Origin of the sequence: Citrobacter sp. Cm046 (genome assembly GCF_030333065.1) — a bacterium.
In the GTDB taxonomy this organism is placed as follows: Bacteria; Pseudomonadota; Gammaproteobacteria; order Enterobacterales; family Enterobacteriaceae; genus Citrobacter; species Citrobacter murliniae.
In genome coordinates, this window is record NZ_JAOWGP010000041.1 from 81,999 (window position 1) to 99,651 (window position 17,653).

Annotated in this window: 16 protein-coding genes; 6 read left to right on the forward strand and 10 right to left on the reverse strand. The window is 53.1% G+C overall.

Going from position 1 to position 17,653, the window contains the following annotated elements; translation table 11 throughout:
* The first annotated feature begins 212 nt into the window (after positions 1 to 212).
* A complete protein-coding gene (gene zapB, locus OGX98_RS13850; RefSeq protein WP_136345562.1) occupies positions 213 to 458 on the forward strand; it encodes a septal ring assembly protein ZapB in 246 nt (81 codons plus the stop codon).
* 217 nt (positions 459 to 675) lie between these two features.
* Here the strand turns inward: zapB and rraA are convergent, their stop codons facing one another.
* The 7 genes from rraA to priA form a co-directional block, all read right to left on the reverse strand.
* Positions 676 to 1,161 carry a ribonuclease E activity regulator RraA gene (rraA, locus tag OGX98_RS13855; protein ID WP_045449315.1) on the reverse strand — a complete coding sequence of 162 codons (486 nt, stop codon included), beginning with the start codon at positions 1,159 to 1,161 and terminating at the stop codon, positions 676 to 678.
* Between the two features lie 92 nt (positions 1,162 to 1,253).
* Positions 1,254 to 2,183, reverse strand: a complete 930-nt coding sequence (menA, locus tag OGX98_RS13860; RefSeq protein ID WP_045449316.1) for a 1,4-dihydroxy-2-naphthoate polyprenyltransferase — start codon at positions 2,181 to 2,183, stop codon at positions 1,254 to 1,256.
* A gap of 67 nt (positions 2,184 to 2,250) precedes the next feature.
* Positions 2,251 to 3,582, reverse strand: a complete 1,332-nt coding sequence (hslU, locus tag OGX98_RS13865; protein WP_045449318.1) for an ATP-dependent protease ATPase subunit HslU — start codon at positions 3,580 to 3,582, stop codon at positions 2,251 to 2,253.
* 9 nt (positions 3,583 to 3,591) lie between these two features.
* On the reverse strand, positions 3,592 to 4,122 hold the full coding sequence (gene hslV, locus OGX98_RS13870) for an ATP-dependent protease subunit HslV (RefSeq protein WP_003028805.1): 531 nt from the start codon (positions 4,120 to 4,122) through the stop codon (positions 3,592 to 3,594).
* Between the two features lie 91 nt (positions 4,123 to 4,213).
* Positions 4,214 to 5,206: a cell division protein FtsN gene (ftsN, locus tag OGX98_RS13875; protein ID WP_200012975.1), complete on the reverse strand. Its 993-nt coding sequence runs from the start codon at positions 5,204 to 5,206 to the stop codon at positions 4,214 to 4,216.
* Between the two features lie 93 nt (positions 5,207 to 5,299).
* On the reverse strand, positions 5,300 to 6,325 hold the full coding sequence (cytR, locus tag OGX98_RS13880) for a DNA-binding transcriptional regulator CytR (RefSeq protein WP_045449321.1): 1,026 nt from the start codon (positions 6,323 to 6,325) through the stop codon (positions 5,300 to 5,302).
* Between the two features lie 157 nt (positions 6,326 to 6,482).
* Positions 6,483 to 8,681: a primosomal protein N' gene (gene priA, locus OGX98_RS13885; RefSeq protein WP_286595418.1), complete on the reverse strand. Its 2,199-nt coding sequence runs from the start codon at positions 8,679 to 8,681 to the stop codon at positions 6,483 to 6,485.
* A gap of 204 nt (positions 8,682 to 8,885) precedes the next feature.
* Between priA and rpmE the strand changes: the two genes are divergently transcribed.
* Complete coding sequence (gene rpmE, locus OGX98_RS13890; RefSeq protein WP_008787040.1) at positions 8,886 to 9,098, forward strand: 50S ribosomal protein L31; 213 nt, start codon at positions 8,886 to 8,888, stop codon at positions 9,096 to 9,098.
* A gap of 54 nt (positions 9,099 to 9,152) precedes the next feature.
* Here rpmE and metJ read toward each other — a convergent pair whose 3' ends face one another.
* Positions 9,153 to 9,470 (reverse strand): met regulon transcriptional regulator MetJ, encoded by a 318-nt coding sequence (gene metJ, locus OGX98_RS13895; protein ID WP_003862042.1) that lies wholly within the window; start codon positions 9,468 to 9,470, stop codon positions 9,153 to 9,155.
* Between the two features lie 270 nt (positions 9,471 to 9,740).
* On the opposite strand from metJ, the gene metB reads away from it, so the two are divergent.
* A complete protein-coding gene (gene metB, locus OGX98_RS13900) occupies positions 9,741 to 10,901 on the forward strand; it encodes a cystathionine gamma-synthase (RefSeq protein ID WP_045449327.1) in 1,161 nt (386 codons plus the stop codon).
* Positions 10,902 to 10,903: 2 nt separating this feature from the next.
* Positions 10,904 to 13,336, forward strand: coding sequence for a bifunctional aspartate kinase/homoserine dehydrogenase II (gene metL, locus OGX98_RS13905; protein WP_045449329.1), 2,433 nt, complete (start codon positions 10,904 to 10,906; stop codon positions 13,334 to 13,336).
* A 44-nt stretch (positions 13,337 to 13,380) separates the two neighbouring features.
* Here the strand turns inward: metL and OGX98_RS13910 are convergent, their stop codons facing one another.
* Positions 13,381 to 14,541, reverse strand: coding sequence for a cytoplasmic protein (locus OGX98_RS13910; RefSeq protein WP_286595419.1), 1,161 nt, complete (start codon positions 14,539 to 14,541; stop codon positions 13,381 to 13,383).
* Positions 14,542 to 14,674: 133 nt separating this feature from the next.
* Between OGX98_RS13910 and OGX98_RS13915 the strand changes: the two genes are divergently transcribed.
* Complete coding sequence (locus OGX98_RS13915) at positions 14,675 to 16,231, forward strand: bifunctional metallophosphatase/5'-nucleotidase (protein ID WP_079939336.1); 1,557 nt, start codon at positions 14,675 to 14,677, stop codon at positions 16,229 to 16,231.
* 38 nt (positions 16,232 to 16,269) lie between these two features.
* Here OGX98_RS13915 and OGX98_RS13920 read toward each other — a convergent pair whose 3' ends face one another.
* The gene (locus OGX98_RS13920) at positions 16,270 to 16,647 is read right to left on the reverse strand and encodes a carboxymuconolactone decarboxylase family protein (protein WP_286595442.1); all 378 of its coding nucleotides are present in this window, start codon (positions 16,645 to 16,647) and stop codon (positions 16,270 to 16,272) included.
* A gap of 89 nt (positions 16,648 to 16,736) precedes the next feature.
* Here OGX98_RS13920 and OGX98_RS13925 point away from each other — a divergent pair, with 89 nt between their 5' ends.
* Positions 16,737 to 17,645 (forward strand): LysR family transcriptional regulator, encoded by a 909-nt coding sequence (locus OGX98_RS13925; RefSeq protein ID WP_286595420.1) that lies wholly within the window; start codon positions 16,737 to 16,739, stop codon positions 17,643 to 17,645.
* Positions 17,646 to 17,653 lie beyond the last annotated feature (8 nt).

A 17,653-nucleotide genomic window follows, 5' to 3' on the forward strand; every position in this document is an offset into this window, starting at 1 on the left:
AATATGTTAACACTTTTGAGTTATGCGCTGTCTGTCACCAGGACAAAGATTAAAAGTGTTGCAAACCGCAATCTGCGCGGGATGCTGCTGGACAGGGATGGCGCGGCTTCATACAATCGGAGCTAAGTAGAGTGCGCTCGTTTTTATTAAGGCGTCGCCGGTTATCGGGACGAGGATTTTTATCCATCAACGCCTTGCAATTCAGGAGAGGTATGACGATGTCATTAGAAGTGTTTGAGAAACTGGAAGCAAAAGTACAGCAGGCGATTGATACCATCACGCTGTTGCAGATGGAAATCGAAGAGCTGAAAGAAAAGAATAACTCACTGACGCAGGAAGTTCAGTCTGCACAGCAGCAGCGTGAAGAGCTGGAGCGTGAGAATAACAGTCTGAAAGAACAGCAGAATGGCTGGCAGGATCGTCTGCATGCTCTGCTCGGCCGTATGGAAGAAGTCTAATTACGCTTTATCTTTCGCGCCGTAGCAGCGTTGGCTGCGCTTAGTTACCCCCAGTCTCGTAGTTTACTATGCTCCTGGGGATACCTTCGTTTGCCGCCTTGCTACAACACGAAATCTCTCGCGTAATCGCCCCTACGTGTAGGCTGGATAAGGCGCAAGCTGCTTCCGGTACTCAGCGATAACGCATAAAAAAGGCACCTTGCGGTGCCTTTTTTGATCACTCGATATCGAGCGGGTCTTCGGAAAGGATTATCCCGGTATTGTCGGCGTACAGATGGTCGCCGGAGAAGAACGTCACGCCACCAAAGTTGACGCGCACATCGCTTTCCCCGGTTCCTTCACCTGCGGCACCCACCGGAATAGCGGCAATCGCCTGAATGCCGATGTCCAGTTCTTCCAGATCGTCCACCTGGCGGACTGAGCCGTAGATGACCAGACCTTCCCACTCATTCTGTACAGCCAGACGAGCCAGTTCGGCATCGACCAGCGCACGACGGACAGAACCGCCGCCATCGACCAGCAGAATTCGACCACGGCCATTTTGTTCGAGCAGATCGTACAGCAACCCGTTGTCCTCGAAACATTTTACCGTGATGATTTGTCCGCCAAACGACGACCGTCCCCCAAAGTTAGAGAACAGCGGTTCCACGACGTTGACATCTTCCTGATAGATGTCACAAAGCTCGGATGTATCGTATTTCATAGGCTTAACGTTCAGTTGCTGCGAGAATTTTTAGTATATCGCGCTATGTGTACTGTTGGCAAAATCATCAATTGTTAATTGATATTTGTCAGTTAAAGGGACCACTGACTTAAGAAAATCCCAACAACAAACAGTAAGTTAGTTAATAGCGCAGCTTTCACGGTGCGTTCCAGCATTGGGCGCATCGCTGTAGGATCCATCTCATGCATCACATATCTTGCCTGTTTGATCAGCAACGGAGCGGCCAGAATAAACAGCCATCCCCACAGACTTTGCAGCGAGAACAGGTTAAACAGTGCCAGGCAGACCAGCGTACCCATCAGCAGGCAGGCATGGTAACGACGGGCATTGACGGCGCCTAAACGTACAACCAGCGTGTTTTTGCCATTTTCTCTGTCGCTGTTGATATCGCGCAGGTTATTGATATTGAGCACGGCGGTTGCCAGCAGACCGCAGGCCGTTGCCGGCAAAATCAACGCGGGAATAAGCGTATGCGCCTGCAGATACCAGCTCCCCATAACGCTGAGCCAGCCGAAGAAGACCAGCACGGAAATATCGCCCAGGCCAATATAGCCGTAAGGACGATTACCTACGGTATAAGTGATAGCGGCGATAATCGACAGGCCGCCGAGTATCAAAAAGCCGACAAAATCAGTCAGCGTGTGGCAGGCCACTGCTACCAGCGCCAGACCGGACAAGCAGATCAAGACCACGGTGATAATCAACGCGCGCTTCATTTCCTGCTGCGTGATGACCCCTTTTTGCATTCCACGTAACGGCCCTATGCGGTCGGGCTTGTCGCTGCCTTTGACAGCATCGCCATAGTCGTTCGCAAGGTTGGACAGAATTTGCAGCAGTCCTGCCGTGATTAATGCCAGCAGAGCAACCAGCGGATCGAAATACCCTTGCCACCATGCTAATGCCGTACCGACGATGATCGCCGCGAAGGCGAGCGGTAAGGTCTTAGGTCGTAAACTTTCCAGCCAGGCTTGTGAGCGGCTAATTTGTTGTTGTTCAGTCATATTTAGCGCCAATAAAAATGGGGCTTTATCAGCCCCATCAACAGTGATGAAAATGCATTGAACGCGATTATAGGATAAAACGGCTCAGATCTTCATCTGCGACCAGCGCATCCAGATGTTTGCTCACATATTCGGCATCAATTGTGATGCTTTGGCCGTTCAAATCGCTCGCATCATAGGAAATATCTTCCATCAGACGCTCGAGAACGGTATGCAAACGACGTGCACCGATGTTTTCGGTGGTTTCGTTGACCTGCCAGGCCGCTTCGGCAATACGTTTAATACCTGATTCAGTGAAGTCGATATTCACGCCTTCGGTCGCCATCAGCGCTTTGTATTGCACGGTGATAGAGGCATTCGGTTCAGTCAGAATACGCTCGAAATCGCTGGTGGTCAGCGCCTGTAGCTCGACGCGGATTGGCAGACGACCCTGCAGTTCTGGGATCAGGTCAGACGGTTTCGCCACCTGGAACGCGCCGGAGGCGATAAACAGTATGTGATCGGTTTTCACCATGCCGTGCTTGGTGGAGACGGTGCAGCCTTCAACCAGCGGCAGCAGGTCGCGCTGTACGCCTTCACGGGACACATCCGGACCAGAAGATTCACCGCGCTTACAGATTTTGTCGATTTCGTCGATAAACACGATCCCGTGTTGTTCAACGGCGTCGATAGCTTCCTGTTTCAGCTCTTCCGGGTTGACCAGTTTCGCCGCTTCTTCTTCAATCAGCAGCTTCATCGCATCTTTAATTTTCAGCTTACGCGGTTTTTGTTTCTGGCCGCCTAAGTTCTGGAACATGGACTGCAACTGGCTGGTCATCTCTTCCATTCCCGGAGGCGCCATGATTTCTACGCCCATCGGTGCAGCAGCGAGATCAATCTCAATCTCTTTATCGTCCAGTTGGCCTTCACGCAGTTTTTTACGGAACGCCTGACGTGCAGCGGAAGGTTCCTGCGGCTGTTCTGACTGTCCCCAGTTATTTTTGGCTGGAGGAATCAGCACATCGAGAATACGTTCTTCCGCCATTTCTTCTGCACGGAAGCGGTTTTTCTCGATAGCCTGAACGCGAACCATTTTAATGGCTGCGTCGGTTAAATCGCGGATGATGGAGTCAACTTCTTTACCAACATAGCCGACTTCGGTGAATTTCGTTGCTTCAACTTTGATGAACGGCGCGTTGGCCAGTTTTGCCAGACGGCGGGCAATTTCGGTTTTACCGACACCGGTTGGACCAATCATCAGAATGTTTTTTGGCGTGACTTCATGGCGCAGCTCTTCGTCGAGCTGCATACGGCGCCAGCGGTTACGCAGGGCAATCGCCACGGAACGCTTGGCGTTATCCTGGCCGATAATGTGTTTGTTCAGTTCGCTGACAATTTCGCGTGGGGTCATTTCAGACATGGGGGATCCTTACGCTTTGGAGTTCAATTCTTCGATGGTATGGAAGTGGTTGGTATAAATGCAGATATCCCCTGCAATATCCAACGCTTTCTCAGCAATCTCGCGTGCGCCAAGCTCGGTGTTTTCCAGCAGAGCGCGTGCTGCAGCCTGGGCGTAGGGACCGCCGGAGCCGATGGCAATCAGATCGTTTTCTGGCTGGATGACATCGCCATTACCCGTGATGATGAGCGATGCAGTTTCATCTGCAACGGCCAACAATGCTTCGAGTTTGCGCAGCATACGATCGGTTCGCCAGTCTTTCGCCAGTTCAACGGCAGCTTTCACCAGATGACCCTGATGCATTTCCAGTTTGCGTTCAAACAATTCAAACAGCGTGAATGCATCCGCAGTGCCGCCCGCAAAGCCCGCAATGACTTTGTCGTTGTACAGACGGCGGACTTTTTTCACGTTGCCTTTCATTACGGTGTTACCCAGTGTGGCCTGACCATCACCGGCGATTACCACATGGCCGTTACGGCGTACGCTTACTATTGTTGTCACGAGCAGACCCCTTGGTTACAAATGCAGAATACAGGCCCCGCACAGTGTACGGGGCGTAATGCAAGTATAGATGGGGGGGATTTTGGGGGTTTCAACCCCCGGTAGCGAGTCGAATGCAGTTTGTGTGGCCAGCCACTTTCAGACGACTGATAGTGTTGTCGGCATTTTCTTTGCCTTTGAGCGGGCCAATGACCACGCGATTCCAGCCGTTGTTGGTGGTTATGCGGGAATTGAAGCCCTCAAAGGCCAACTGAGCACGCACAGTTTCTGCCTGCTCAGCCCCTTTAAATGATCCACACTGAACCATCCAGCGACGTTCATCTTTTTTCTCTGCCGTCTGTTTTGGCGCTTCTGTTTCATGCGTAATCGGCGCGGCTGGTTGCGTTTTCGGCTGAGCAGCTGTGGTATGCGCTGGCGTCTGCAACAGATCCTGGTACGGCTGTTGGGCCGCCGGTTTTGGCTGCGTTTGACGCGGCTGTTGTACCGGCGCAGCTTGTACCGTACGCGTTTGTTGCTGTTGCTGTTGCTGTTGCTGGTAAGGTTGTTCCGTTACCCGCGTACGCGGCTGCTGAGCCTGTTGCTGTGCGTTGGTCCACTGCTGTTGCTGCACCTGACGCTGGCGCTGCAGCGTTTGCTGGCGTTGTTCAGGCGTTTGTTCGTTCCACGGTACCTCATTGAGCTGCGTGGGCTGCTGACGCATATCAGCCTGCATTTGCGCCAGGAGCTGACGCTGCTCATTGGTAAGCTGATCGGCGTTAAGCACTTCACCGCCAGCAGAAGGTTCGGTTGGCGCACGCACGCCCGGCTGGCGGCTTTCCAGCTCTTTGATGTATCGCCAGCGTTCTTCCGGTTTCGGTGGGATCCCATTACCGGTGACTTTCTGGCTTTGCAGCGTTTCGGACTCTTCTTTCTTGTGATGCGTAATGAAGTACAGACCACCGATAAAGGTCACAAGTACGGCTGCCGCAATAGCGACCATCGCGGGGGATACCGCTGACGTATTGCGTTGCTTTTTCCGTGAAGTGCTCTTTTTGCGCCGCGAAGGTGCCGGTTGGCCGCGACGTACATAATCTCGTTGTGCCACTATCGTTTCGCTGTATTTATTCGTTCGTCAGCCCGCCATGTTACTTAAGCGGCGGGCCTTTGACCAGACAGGGGAGTCCGAAAGCACTTTACTTTAAGTCAATGCCCGCGTAGAGCCCCGAATAATAAGCTCACAGTCCAGTAAACGTGAGCCACTACTGACGTTATGCCCTTGTAATTGATCGAGCAGTAACAGCATAGCTTCACGTCCGATATCGAAACGCGGCTGTGCAACGGTTGTCAGGGGTGGATCACAAAATTCTGTGAGTGAAATGTTATCAAAGCCAATAATGGATAAATCGTCAGGTACTTTTAAGCCCTGACGTTTGGCATATGAGAGTGCGCCCAGCGCCATGACATCGCTGTGACAGAAAACAGCGGTAGGCGGCTGTGGTAGCTCAAGCAGCTGTTTCAGTGCGTTTGCACCTGCTTCATAGGTAAAATTACCGCGCGCGATAAAATGTGGATCGACCGTAATCCCGCTGCGGCGCAACGCCTGAACGTAACCTTGCAGGCGGTAGTGACACAGTGGCATATCCTCTGGCCCGGCGATACAGCCAATACGCTGATGACCCAGTTCAAGCAGATAGTTCATCGCATTAAACGCAGCGGTGAGGTTATCAATATGAACGGTGGGGAGCTCCAGCTCTGGCGCGAATTCGTTGGACATCACCATCGGTGGCAAATTGCGTTGCTCTTCCACGCTGGCATCAAACGGCAGACGTGAGCTAAGCAGTACCATGCCATCGATCTGCTTGGTGATAATGAGGTTAAGAAAAGTCTTTTCCTCCTGGTTCTGGTGCGCGCAATCACCGATCAGCACCAGGTAACCCTGCTCTGCGGCGGTGACCTCAATGCCCCGGATAATTTCACTAAAGAACGGGTCGCAAATATCCGGAACAATCACCAGAATGGTACGTGATTCATTGCGCTTAACGTTGCGCCCCATCGATTGGGGGAGATATCCCACTTCCAGCGCGGCCTGCTCAACCCGGCTACGGGTGGACTGAGAGACTTTGTCCGGGTTCATTAATGCACGGGAGACGGTTGCCGTGGAGACTTTCGCCTTCAGGGCAACATCTTTCATCGTAGCGGCAGCGACCTGCTTATTCGGTTTCACTCTTTCTCCTCGCCAGAGAGCTGCTGGCGCAGACCTGTCCCTGGGTAACCTTCATTTGAAATATTTTTATCAGATAGTGAATAGAAGCAGTTACAGAATTTTCATAAAAAGTGTGATGGATATTTAATTTTACGATCCGCCTCGCATCATGAGGGGGCTATCCCTCAATGGGATCGACATCCAACACCCATTTGACCTTGCGTGCATCAGGCAGCGTATTGATTAACGCCAGTGTCCCGCTAACGATATGTTGCAGTCGAATGCGTGACGGATGTTGCAACAAAATTTGCCAGCGATAACGGCCGCCACGCTTGGGTGCCAGTGCAGGAACCGGGCCGAGCACCCAGAGTTTGTCGTCGGCCAGCGGACTGGCCTGAATCAGATTGCGCAGTTGCTGCAGGAACATCGGCGCATGCTGATTGTTATGGTCTTCTGCCCGTACGATCACATGACTGGTCCACGGTGGAAGCTGCAGCGTTTGGCGTTCGGCCAGTGCCTGTTCGGCAAAGGCGTCATAACCTTTATACAGTAAGGTTTGCAGCAGTGGATGTTCAGGGTGGTGCGTTTGCAGCACCACTTCACCCTGTTTACCGGCACGGCCTGCACGCCCGGATACCTGTGTGTAAAGCTGGGCGAAGCGCTCTGCTGAACGAAAATCTGCCGAGAATAGCGCACCGTCCACATCCAGTAATGCCACCAGTGTGACGTCCGGGAAGTGGTGACCTTTTGCCAGCATTTGTGTGCCGATAAGAATTCGTGCGCCGCCGCGATGCACTTCTGCCAGATGCTGCTCCAGCGCCCCTTTACGGCTGGTGGTATCGCGGTCAATACGCGAAATCGGTACACCTGGGAAGAAGGGGGCTAAAGCCTGTTCAAGCTGTTCGGTGCCGAGTCCGACCGGTACCATATGCGTAGAACCGCAGGAAGGACACTGACGCGGTATGGGACGCTGACTGTCACAGTGGTGGCAGCGCAAATGATGCTGCGCCTGATGCAGCGTGTAGTAGTGATCGCAGCGCGGGCATTCGGCAATCCAGCCGCAGTCGTGGCATAGCAGTGCAGGGGCAAATCCCCGGCGATTAAGAAAGAGAATTACCTGATTATCCGCCTGCAGATGCTGACGCATGCGGGTGATAAGCGCAGGAGCCAGTCCGGCCTGTACCTGCTGACCTTTTAGATCCAGTACGTGCTGAATGGCAGGACGTGCATTTCCGGCGCGGCGCGTCAGGCGCAGCATACGGTATTTTTTTTGCCGCACGTTGCACAGCGTTTCCAGCGCCGGAGTGGCCGACCCGAGAATAATGGGGATCTGCTCGCTGTGGGCGCGGTAAACCGCCAGATCGCGGGCGTGATAGCGCCAGCCTTCCTGCTGTTTATAGGAGCTGTCATGCTCTTCGTCGATGACAATTACGCCGAGATTTTTAAACGGTGTAAACAGTGATGAACGCGTACCGATGACAATCGCCGCTTCACCATTTTTCGCTTTCAGCCAGGCAGAAAGACGTTCGCTGTCATTCAGACCGGAGTGCAATACTTCTACCGGAGCATTGAAGCGTTCGCGAAAGCGGGCAATGGTTTGTGGTGTCAGACCAATCTCCGGCACCATCACCAGCGCCTGTTTGCCCTGGGCGAGGATATTTTCCAGTACGCTCAGATAGACTTCTGTTTTGCCAGAACCCGTCACGCCTGCTAGTAGCCAGGCGCTAAAACAGTCTGATTCGCTGTGAATCGCTCCAACGGCAGTGGCCTGTTCGGTATTTAGCCGTAACCGCTCACCGGAAACGGCGTAGTGCGTGCGCCAGTCACTGAAACCTGGCGTTTCGCTCGCCAGGTCGCAGAGACCTTTTTTACGCAGTGCTTGTAATGCGGCGTCATTAAATTCGAGTTCAGCCACCTGGTCACGCCAGATTTTTCCCTGGCGTAGCGCTGCCAGCGCCTGTTGTTGTTTGGGGGAGCGCTTCAGGCTGTTTAAATCAATAACCTGACCTTCTTCGCTGGCAAACCAGTACCACATTGGCGCGTTAGTGGCAGGTCTGCCCTGGCGTAGCAGAATAGGCAAAGCATGAAACAGCACGTCGCCAATAGGGTGGTGGTAATAATCAGCAGCCCACAGCAGTAAACGCCAGACGGAGGAGGAATAGACCGGTTCGCTGTCCAGTACCTCAATCACGGCTTTTAATTCATTCAGCGGCAGTTCGCTTTGCTCGCTTACCGACAGGACAATGCCGACACGCTCCTGCTGCTTGCCAAAGGGCACACGTACGCGACACCCGGCTTTGGCGTTCATGCCTTCCGGCAAGAGGTAGTCAAAGGTGCGGGGTAGCGGGACGGGTAAGGCAACGTGCGCAACGGGCATTTAATCATCCTGACTTGAATTCTGGCGGGTTAGTATACACATTAGTGAGAAGCGGAATGCGGATCAGTTTGCATGAGCAGGTTAATTTCTGTATGATTCGCCGCCTTTGATACAAATTTGTATCACTGACCTATACTATTAACATCGCGTGGTGTCTGGCGTTAGGGCTGGAAGAGCGACGCGGCCTTAAACCGAGGTTTCCCCATGAAAAAAGATATTCACCCGAAATACGAAGAAATTACTGCAAACTGCTCTTGCGGTAACGTCATGAAAATCCGCTCTACCGTCGGTCACGATCTGAACCTGGACGTGTGCGGTCAGTGCCACCCGTTCTATACTGGCAAGCAGCGTGATGTTGCTACCGGTGGCCGTGTTGATCGCTTCAACAAGCGTTTCAGCATCCCGGGCAGCAAATAAGTTTTTCTGCTGTCAAAAAAAAGCGCCTTACGGCGCTTTTTTTGTACCCGGCGTTTAGTATTCCCACGTTTCCGGGTCGATCCCCAGTTCACGCATAATTACCTTCGCCTCTTCAGGAATTTCATCACTGCGTTCTTTACGCAGATCATCATCGTTGGGTAACGGTTGCCCGGTAAAGGCATGCAGAAACGCTTCACACAGCAGTTCGCTGTTGGTGGCGTGGCGCAGGTTGTTCACCTGACGACGCGTGCGTTCATCGGTAAGGATTTTTAACACCTTCAGAGGAATGGAAACCGTAATTTTTTTGACTTGCTCACTCTTCTTACCGTGCTCAGCGTATGGGCTGATATATTCGCCGCTCCATTCAGCCATGAGATACCTAATCCTCTTTGTCATTTATATTGAGGCCGGAAACTGAGCCCGAGCCATAATTTCATTGCGCGTAGTTTATCGTAGTGGCGAGGCCCTGACACGAAGTTAGCCATCGCAGATGTGCGCTAATGCATATAATTTTAACGGCTATTTCCAGTTTGCTCAATCTATACGCAAAGAAGTTTAGATGTCCAGATGTATTGACGGCTATTGTAACAATGATTACTCTGGTGCCTGACTTTTCACCGGCTCAGCCAGGAACTCCTCAATATGACGCGTAAACAGGCCACCATCGCAGTGCGTAGCGGATTAAATGACGACGAGCAGTACGGTTGCGTTGTCCCGCCGATTCACCTTTCCAGTACCTATAACTTTACCGGTTTTAATGAGCCGCGAGCCCATGACTATTCACGTCGCGGCAACCCGACGCGTGATGTCGTCCAGCGCGCGCTGGCTGAGCTGGAAGGAGGGGCTGGTGCAGTGCTGACCAATACTGGCATGTCGGCGATCCATCTGGTGACTACGGTGTTCCTGAAGCCTGGTGATTTACTGGTGGCGCCACACGACTGTTACGGCGGCAGCTATCGTCTGTTTGACAGTCTGGCGAAGCGCGGTTGTTATCGCGTCCTGTTTGTCGATCAGGGTAATGAGCAGGCGCTCAAGGCGGCACTGGCGGAAAAACCGCAGTTAGTGCTGGTGGAAAGCCCGAGTAATCCCCTGTTACGCGTGGTGGATATTGCGAAAATCTGCCAGCTGGCGCGTGAGGCTGGCGCGGTGAGTGTTGTGGATAACACTTTTTTAAGCCCTGCACTGCAAAATCCACTGGCATTGGGCGCCGATCTGGTGTTGCATTCATGCACGAAATATTTAAACGGTCACTCTGATGTGGTGGCTGGCGTAGTGATTGCGAAAGATCCTGAAACGGTCACTGAGCTGGCATGGTGGGCGAATAATATTGGCGTAACCGGCGGCGCATTTGATAGCTATCTGCTGTTGCGTGGCCTGCGTACTTTGTCACCGCGTATGGAAGTGGCACAACGTAATGCTCAGGCGATTGTGGACTATTTGCAAACCCAGCCGCTGGTGAAAAAACTGTATCACCCGTCACTGCCGGATAATCAGGGGCATGAGATTGCCGCGCGCCAACAAAAAGGTTTTGGCGCGATGTTGAGTTTTGAACTGGATGGTGATGAGCAAACGCTGCGTCGCTTCCTGGGCGGGTTGTCGTTGTTTACGCTGGCGGAATCATTAGGGGGAGTTGAAAGTCTGATCTCCCACGCCGCAACCATGACACATGCGGGTATGGCACCAGAAGCGCGTGCTGCTGCCGGAATTTCTGAAACGCTGCTGCGTATCTCCACCGGTATTGAAGATGGCGAAGATTTAATTGCCGACCTGGAAAATGGCTTCCGGGCTGCAAACAAGGGGTAAACATGAGTGTGATTGCGCAGGCAGGGGCGAAGGGTCGTCAACTGCACAAATTTGGTGGTAGTAGTCTGGCAGACGTGAAATGTTATTTGCGTGTCGCAGGTATTATGGCGGAGTACTCGCAGCCTGACGATATGATGGTTGTTTCAGCTGCAGGCAGCACCACTAACCAGTTGATTAGCTGGCTGAAGTTAAGCCAGACCGATCGTCTTTCTGCGCATCAGGTTCAGCAGGCGTTACGCCGCTATCAGAGCGAACTTATTAGCGGCTTATTGCCGCCAGACGTGGCCGATGGGTTGATCGGCGCGTTTATCAACGATCTGGAGCGCCTGGCCGGTTTGCTCGACAGTGGTGTGAACGATGCGGTCTACGCCGAAGTCGTAGGGCATGGCGAAGTGTGGTCGGCACGCCTGATGTCTGCCGTGCTTAATCAGCAGGGGCTGGAGTCGACCTGGCTGGATGCGCGTGAGTTTTTGCGTGCTGAGCGCGGCGCTCAACCGCAGGTGGATGAAGGTCTCTCTTACCCATTATTACAACAACTGCTGGCTCAGCATCCGGGCAAGCGCCTGGTAGTGACCGGTTTTATCAGTCGTAGCAATGCGGGCGAAACGGTATTGCTGGGGCGTAACGGCTCTGACTACTCTGCGACGCAAGTCGGTGCGCTGGCGGGTGTTTCCCGGGTGACCATCTGGAGCGATGTCGCCGGGGTATACAGTGCGGACCCACGAAAAGTGAAGGATGCCTGTCTGTTGCCATTGCTGCGTCTGGACGAAGCCAGCGAACTGGCTCGTCTGGCCGCTCCGGTTCTGCATGCCCGGACTTTACAGCCGGTTTCTGGCAGCGATATCGACCTTCAGTTGCGCTGCAGCTATACGCCGGATCAGGGATCGACGCGCATTGAACGCGTGCTGGCTTCCGGTACCGGAGCGCGTATTGTGACCAGCCATGACGATGTCTGCCTGATTGAATTCCTGGTTCCAGGTGGTCAGGACTTTAAGCTGGCGTATAAAGAGATCGATCAGATTTTAAAACGCACACAGGTGCGTCCGCTGGCGGTTGGCGTGCATCCCGATCGCCAACTCCTGCAATTTTGCTACACCTCAGAAGTCGCTGACGGCGCACTGAAAATTCTTGATGAGGCCGGTTTACCTGGCGAGCTGCGTTTACGTCAGGGGCTGGCGCTGGTGGCGATGGTTGGGGCCGGCGTGACACGCAATCCGCTGCACTGCCACCGTTTCTGGCAGCAACTGAAAGGTCAGCCGGTAGAGTTTACCTGGCAGTCGGAAGAGGGCATCAGTCTGGTTGCCGTACTGCGTACCGGTCCGACTGAAAGCCTGATTCAGGGACTGCACCAGTCTATCTTCCGCGCAGAAAAACGTATTGGTCTGGTGTTGTTCGGGAAGGGGAATATTGGTTCTCGCTGGCTGGAACTGTTCGCCCGTGAACAAAGCACGCTTTCTGCACGTACTGGTTTTGAGTTTGTGCTGGCAGGCGTGGTGGATAGCCGCCGTAGCCTGCTGAACTATGAAGGACTGGATGCCAGCCGCGCATTAGCCTTCTTCGATGACGAAGCAGTGGAACAGGATGAAGAGTCGCTGTTCCTGTGGATGCGCGCCCACCCGTATGATGATTTAGTTGTGCTGGACGTGACCGCCAGCGAACAGCTGGCGGATCAGTATCTGGATTTCGCCAGCCACGGTTTTCACGTTATCAGCGCCAATAAACTGGCAGGCGCGAGCACCAGTAACAAGTATCGCCAAATCCACGATGCCTTCGAAAAAACGGGCCGCCATTGGTTGTATAACGCCACCGTTGGCGCCGGGTTGCCGATCAACCATACCGTGCGCGATCTGATTGATAGCGGTGATACCATTCTGTCGATCAGTGGGATCTTCTCCGGTACGCTGTCGTGGCTGTTCCTGCAATTTGACGGATCTGTCCCGTTTACCGATCTGGTGGATCAGGCGTGGCAGCAGGGGTTGACTGAACCGGACCCGCGAGTGGACCTTTCGGGCAAAGATGTGATGCGCAAGCTGGTGATTCTGGCGCGCGAAGCCGGTTACGATATCGAACCGGATCAGGTTCGTGTGGAGTCCCTGGTACCAGCGCACTGTGAAGAAGGCTCAATTGATCATTTCTTTGAAAATGGCGATGAGCTGAACGAGCAGATGGTACAGCGTCTGGAAGCCGCCCGTGAAATGGGGCTGGTGCTACGCTACGTGGCGCGTTTTGATGCTAACGGCAAAGCACGCGTCGGTGTTGAAGCGGTGCGACCAGAACATCCGCTGGCGGCGCTACTGCCGTGCGATAACGTGTTCGCCATTGAAAGTCGCTGGTATCGCGATAACCCGCTGGTGATTCGCGGACCGGGGGCGGGTCGCGATGTGACTGCTGGCGCTATTCAGTCGGATATCAATCGCCTGGCGCAACTGCTGTAGTTTGCGTTGCCGGATGGCGCTTACGCTTATCCGGCCTACATATTTCATGAACCGTAGGCCCGGTCAGCGCCACCGGGCAAATCGCGCAGGGTGATCAGGGCGTTGTATTGATCTACCAGCGTCCTTATCGTCTGAAACACCGAATGGGCGGAGTAACGGGGGCTTTGCTGAAATTCCGTCTGTTGCCGCAACCAGGCGAGAAAATGATGGCTTGCCGCCAGGGTTATTGACGCGCCTTCTTCAACCTGCCCCTGCGTTAACAAACACACCATTTTACGCGAATCGCCTCGTTGCCAAATCTGCCACTGGTTTCGCCACCATCCCTGATAGGTTTTACCCTGCAATAGCCAGGGCAGCGTGCGCTTATCGTTGTTGATTTCTTCATCAATAAACCACAGCGAGGCGTGATGATGGCGAAACTGTTCCGCCCATGCGGTAATCGCCGCGCCGCGCAGAAAACATTCGTGGGCAATAATGTGAGTTTTTACCTCCGGCCACAGATGGCTCAGCAGACGGAAATGCCCATGGGCAGCAATTACCGGACGTATAATTGCGCCGCTGGCGTTACGTTTGAGCATCGCACTGCCGTACTGAATTTCGTCAAACTGGCTGCGGCGTAAAAACTGGGTTTCCCGCTGGCTGACTCGCTCAACAATATCATCATGCGTTGCAGTTGCTTCACCGATGCCGCGCCAGCGGTAACGTAATGAGTCTCCAATGGGATGGGGCGTGAAATTACTGGAAACATGCAACACATCACCGCGAATAGCGTCAAAACTGAGCAATACATAGAGTTTCTGGTCGGTGCTGGATCCCTGAAAAGGTACGATTAAGGGAACCGTCGCTATTTGTTCTGGTGGAACAATGGTGGTGAGCGGCTGCTGCTTTGGTGTCCAGACTTGTTTGCAGTTCCGACACTGAACACGCTGGCTGCCCTGGGGATTGTGCCCATAGCGGATGGTTTTCCGCTGATAACAATGTGGGCAAAACTGACCTCTATTGATCGCAAAATCCGCTAAATATGCCGACAACCAGCTATGGAACTGTTCTTCGTTAAACAGCGGGGGATAGCTGCCGCATGCCCGGCAATGCAGGGCGGCATAACCCAGCCGATAATCAGGCCAATGGTAATCAACTGAATGATCCTGTCCCAAATTTTGACAGCCGAAGGACTTGCAGCAATTGATAGTGAACAGAGGCATCATCGGATTACCAACGATTTTTAAGGGTCGTTGATTTTGACCCGCGACTATCCCTGACGGATGTGATTTTTCTCACATAAAAAAACCTTTCAGAACGTAACGTAGCGATTCTTTATATGACTGAAAGGGATTGATTATGAAGTTAAAAATGCTTGCTGTTGGTGTTCTGGTCTCTTTGCCGCTCTGGGCGAGTGCCAAAGACGTTACGATTATCTATACCAACGATCTCCATGCCCATGTCGAACCTTATAAAGTCCCATGGATTGCCAATGGCTCACGTGACATTGGTGGTTGGGCCAATATCACGACGATGGTGAAGCAGGAGAAAGCGAAAAATAGCGCCACCTGGTTTTTTGATGCTGGTGACTATTTTACCGGGCCATATATCAGCAGCCTGACCAAGGGTAAGGCGATTATCGATATCATGAACACCATGAATTTTGATGCTGTCACCATGGGTAATCATGAATTCGATCACGGTTGGGACAATACGTTGTTGCAGCTGAGTCAGGCGAAATTCCCTATTGTGCAGGGCAATATCTTTTATCAAAACAGCAGCAAAAAGTTTTGGGATCAGCCCTACACCATCATTGAGAAAGATGGCGTGAAGATTGGCGTGATTGGTCTGCACGGCGTGTTTGCTTTTGATGATACGGTTTCCGCTGCGACACGTGTCGGGATCGAGGCGCGGGATGAAGTGAAGTGGTTGCAACGCTATATCGATGAGCTTAAAGGCAAAGTCGATCTTACCGTGGCGCTGATCCATGAAGGCACGCCAGCACGTCAGTCCAGTCTGGGGGGCACCGATGTGCGCCGTGCGCTGGATAAAGACATCCAGACCGCAAGCCAGGTGAAGGGGCTGGATATCCTGATCACCGGTCATGCGCATGTGGGCACGCCGGAGCCGATTAAAGTCGGTAACACCCTGATTCTTTCTACCGACAGCGGTGGTATTGATGTGGGTAAACTGGTGCTGGATTACCAGCAGAAACCGCATCAATTTACCGTGAAGAACTTCGAGTTGAAGACCATTTTTGCTGATGAGTGGCAGCCAGACCCGCAGACGAAACAGGTCATTGATGGCTGGAATAAAAAGCTCGATAAAGTGGTACAACAAACGGTTGCCAACTCCCCGGTTGAGCTGACGCGTGCTTACGGTGAATCTTCTTCCCTGGGAAATCTGGCGGCAGATGCGTTGCTGGCTGCGGCGGGTAAAGATACCCAGTTAGCGCTCACTAACTCGGGCGGCATCCGGAATGAAATCCCTGCTGGAGCCATCACCATGGGCGCAGTCATTAGCACCTTCCCGTTCCCGAATGAGCTGGCAACCATGGATCTTACCGGTAAGCAGTTGCGCAGCCTGATGGAGCATGGCGCGAGTTTAAGCAACGGTGTATTGCAGGTGTCCAAAGGACTGGAGATGAAGTATGACAGCAGTAAACCGGTTGGTCAGCGGGTCACCGTATTGACGTTAAACGGCAAACCCATTGAGGATGCCACGGTTTATCACATTGCCACCAATAGCTTCCTGGCAGACGGCGGTGATGGTTTTACAACATTTACCGAAGGTAAAGCGCGTAACACATCCGGTGGTTACTATGTCTCTAATGCGGTCGTTGATTATTTCAAAGCAGGAAATACGCTGACGGATGAGCAACTCAAAGGCATGCGTGTGGTCGATGTGAAACCGTAGTGAGCTCAGGCCAGCAGATATTCCGCTGGCCTGTTGTTTTAGCCTTTGTGGGAGGCAAACACCTCTTTTGCGGCGAACAAGCCGTTGAGTGCCGCGGGGAAGCCAGCATATACGGCCATCTGCATAATCACTTCAACGATCTCATCCTGCGTTAAACCTACGTGTAATGCCGCGCCAATATGTACCTTCAACTGCGGTGCGGCGTTACCCAGCGCAGTTAATGCCGCGACGGTAGCGATTTCTCTACTGCGTAAATCCAGCCCCGGTCTTGAATAGATGTCGCCAAAAGGAAATTCAATCAGGTATTGGGCGAAATCTGGGGCAATACCTTGCAGACTTTCGACGACTGCATCGCCCCCTTTACCATCCACTTTTTGCAACATTTTCTGACCGATAATAAAGCGTTCTGAAGGCATCATTTCTTCCTCTTTTATGTGGTCTGTGGCGTGAGGATAGAGCGAGCGAAATGATTGGGATAATACCGTTTCCGTGATACCTTTTCGGTATGACAACCCCGTCTTTGCACTCTCTGGACATTCGCCTGCTGCGTTACTTTGCCGTAGTCGCGGAAGAGAACAATATGAGTCGGGCGGCGCAGCGGTTGTTTATGTCGCAGCCGCCGCTGAGTCGCCATATTCGCCAGCTTGAAGAACGCCTGGGAGTGACGCTTTTTGTCCGTCATACCCGTGGGCTTACGCTGACGGAGGACGGCCAGCGCGTGCTTGATATCGTGCTCCCGCTATTGGCGCTACAGGATAAAACCTGGACGGCGCTGAGTCAGCTAGCGAAAACGGGGGAGCAATCTCTGCGCTTAGGGCTAAGTACGGCGTTTGAGCAGGGCGTTTTCGCTGCACTTGAGTCGCCGCTTATTACGCGAGTACAGAAGCTGCATGTTGTCCGTCATAGTTCGCCTGAACTGGCACGCCAGGTGCGTCGGGGAAAACTGGATGCCGCTCTGGTGGCTCTACCGCTTGAAACTTCGGGGCTTAGCGTCACGCCGCTTGGCTGGCAAGAATCGATGATCGCCGCTTTACCCGCGCAGTGGGCAGAAGCGACGCTGCCGTCGCTCTCGTTAACGGCGCTGAACCACTGGCCACTGTTCTGGTTCAAACGTGAACGTAACCCTGCCTTCTTTGATTACACCCGACACATTTTTCGTCGTGCGGGTTACTCGCCTGCCTGTATTGAAGAGCCGCTGGAACATGACGTGCTGCTGGCGCGGATCGCGCAGGGTGACGGTCTGAGCCTGATTCCGGCCTCCTTTTCGGCTATCCAGCGTCAGGGCGTGACCTTCCTTCCGCTTACTGATACTGAATTGCGTATTAGCACGGGGTTGCTGATGCTGCCTGAGAACGTAACAAAATTAGCGTGGCTGCAGAACGTCGTGACGCAATCCCTCATTATTTCAGGCTGATGTGAATT

Excerpts from the sequence above, each read along its gene's own strand:
- zapB (WP_136345562.1), top strand. The coding sequence starts at position 213 with ATGACGATGTCATTAGAAGTGTTTGAGAAACTGGAAGCAAAAGTACAG.
- rraA (WP_045449315.1), bottom strand. The coding sequence starts at position 1,161 with ATGAAATACGATACATCCGAGCTTTGTGACATCTATCAGGAAGATGTC.
- menA (WP_045449316.1), bottom strand. The coding sequence starts at position 2,183 with ATGACTGAACAACAACAAATTAGCCGCTCACAAGCCTGGCTGGAAAGT.
- hslU (WP_045449318.1), bottom strand. The coding sequence starts at position 3,582 with ATGTCTGAAATGACCCCACGCGAAATTGTCAGCGAACTGAACAAACAC.
- priA (WP_286595418.1), bottom strand. The coding sequence starts at position 8,681 with ATGCCCGTTGCGCACGTTGCCTTACCCGTCCCGCTACCCCGCACCTTT.
- rpmE (WP_008787040.1), top strand. The coding sequence starts at position 8,886 with ATGAAAAAAGATATTCACCCGAAATACGAAGAAATTACTGCAAACTGC.
- metJ (WP_003862042.1), bottom strand. The coding sequence starts at position 9,470 with ATGGCTGAATGGAGCGGCGAATATATCAGCCCATACGCTGAGCACGGT.
- metB (WP_045449327.1), top strand. The coding sequence starts at position 9,741 with ATGACGCGTAAACAGGCCACCATCGCAGTGCGTAGCGGATTAAATGAC.
- metL (WP_045449329.1), top strand. The coding sequence starts at position 10,904 with ATGAGTGTGATTGCGCAGGCAGGGGCGAAGGGTCGTCAACTGCACAAA.
- OGX98_RS13910 (WP_286595419.1), bottom strand. The coding sequence starts at position 14,541 with ATGATGCCTCTGTTCACTATCAATTGCTGCAAGTCCTTCGGCTGTCAA.
- OGX98_RS13915 (WP_079939336.1), top strand. The coding sequence starts at position 14,675 with ATGAAGTTAAAAATGCTTGCTGTTGGTGTTCTGGTCTCTTTGCCGCTC.
- OGX98_RS13920 (WP_286595442.1), bottom strand. The coding sequence starts at position 16,647 with ATGCCTTCAGAACGCTTTATTATCGGTCAGAAAATGTTGCAAAAAGTG.
- OGX98_RS13925 (WP_286595420.1), top strand. The coding sequence starts at position 16,737 with ATGACAACCCCGTCTTTGCACTCTCTGGACATTCGCCTGCTGCGTTAC.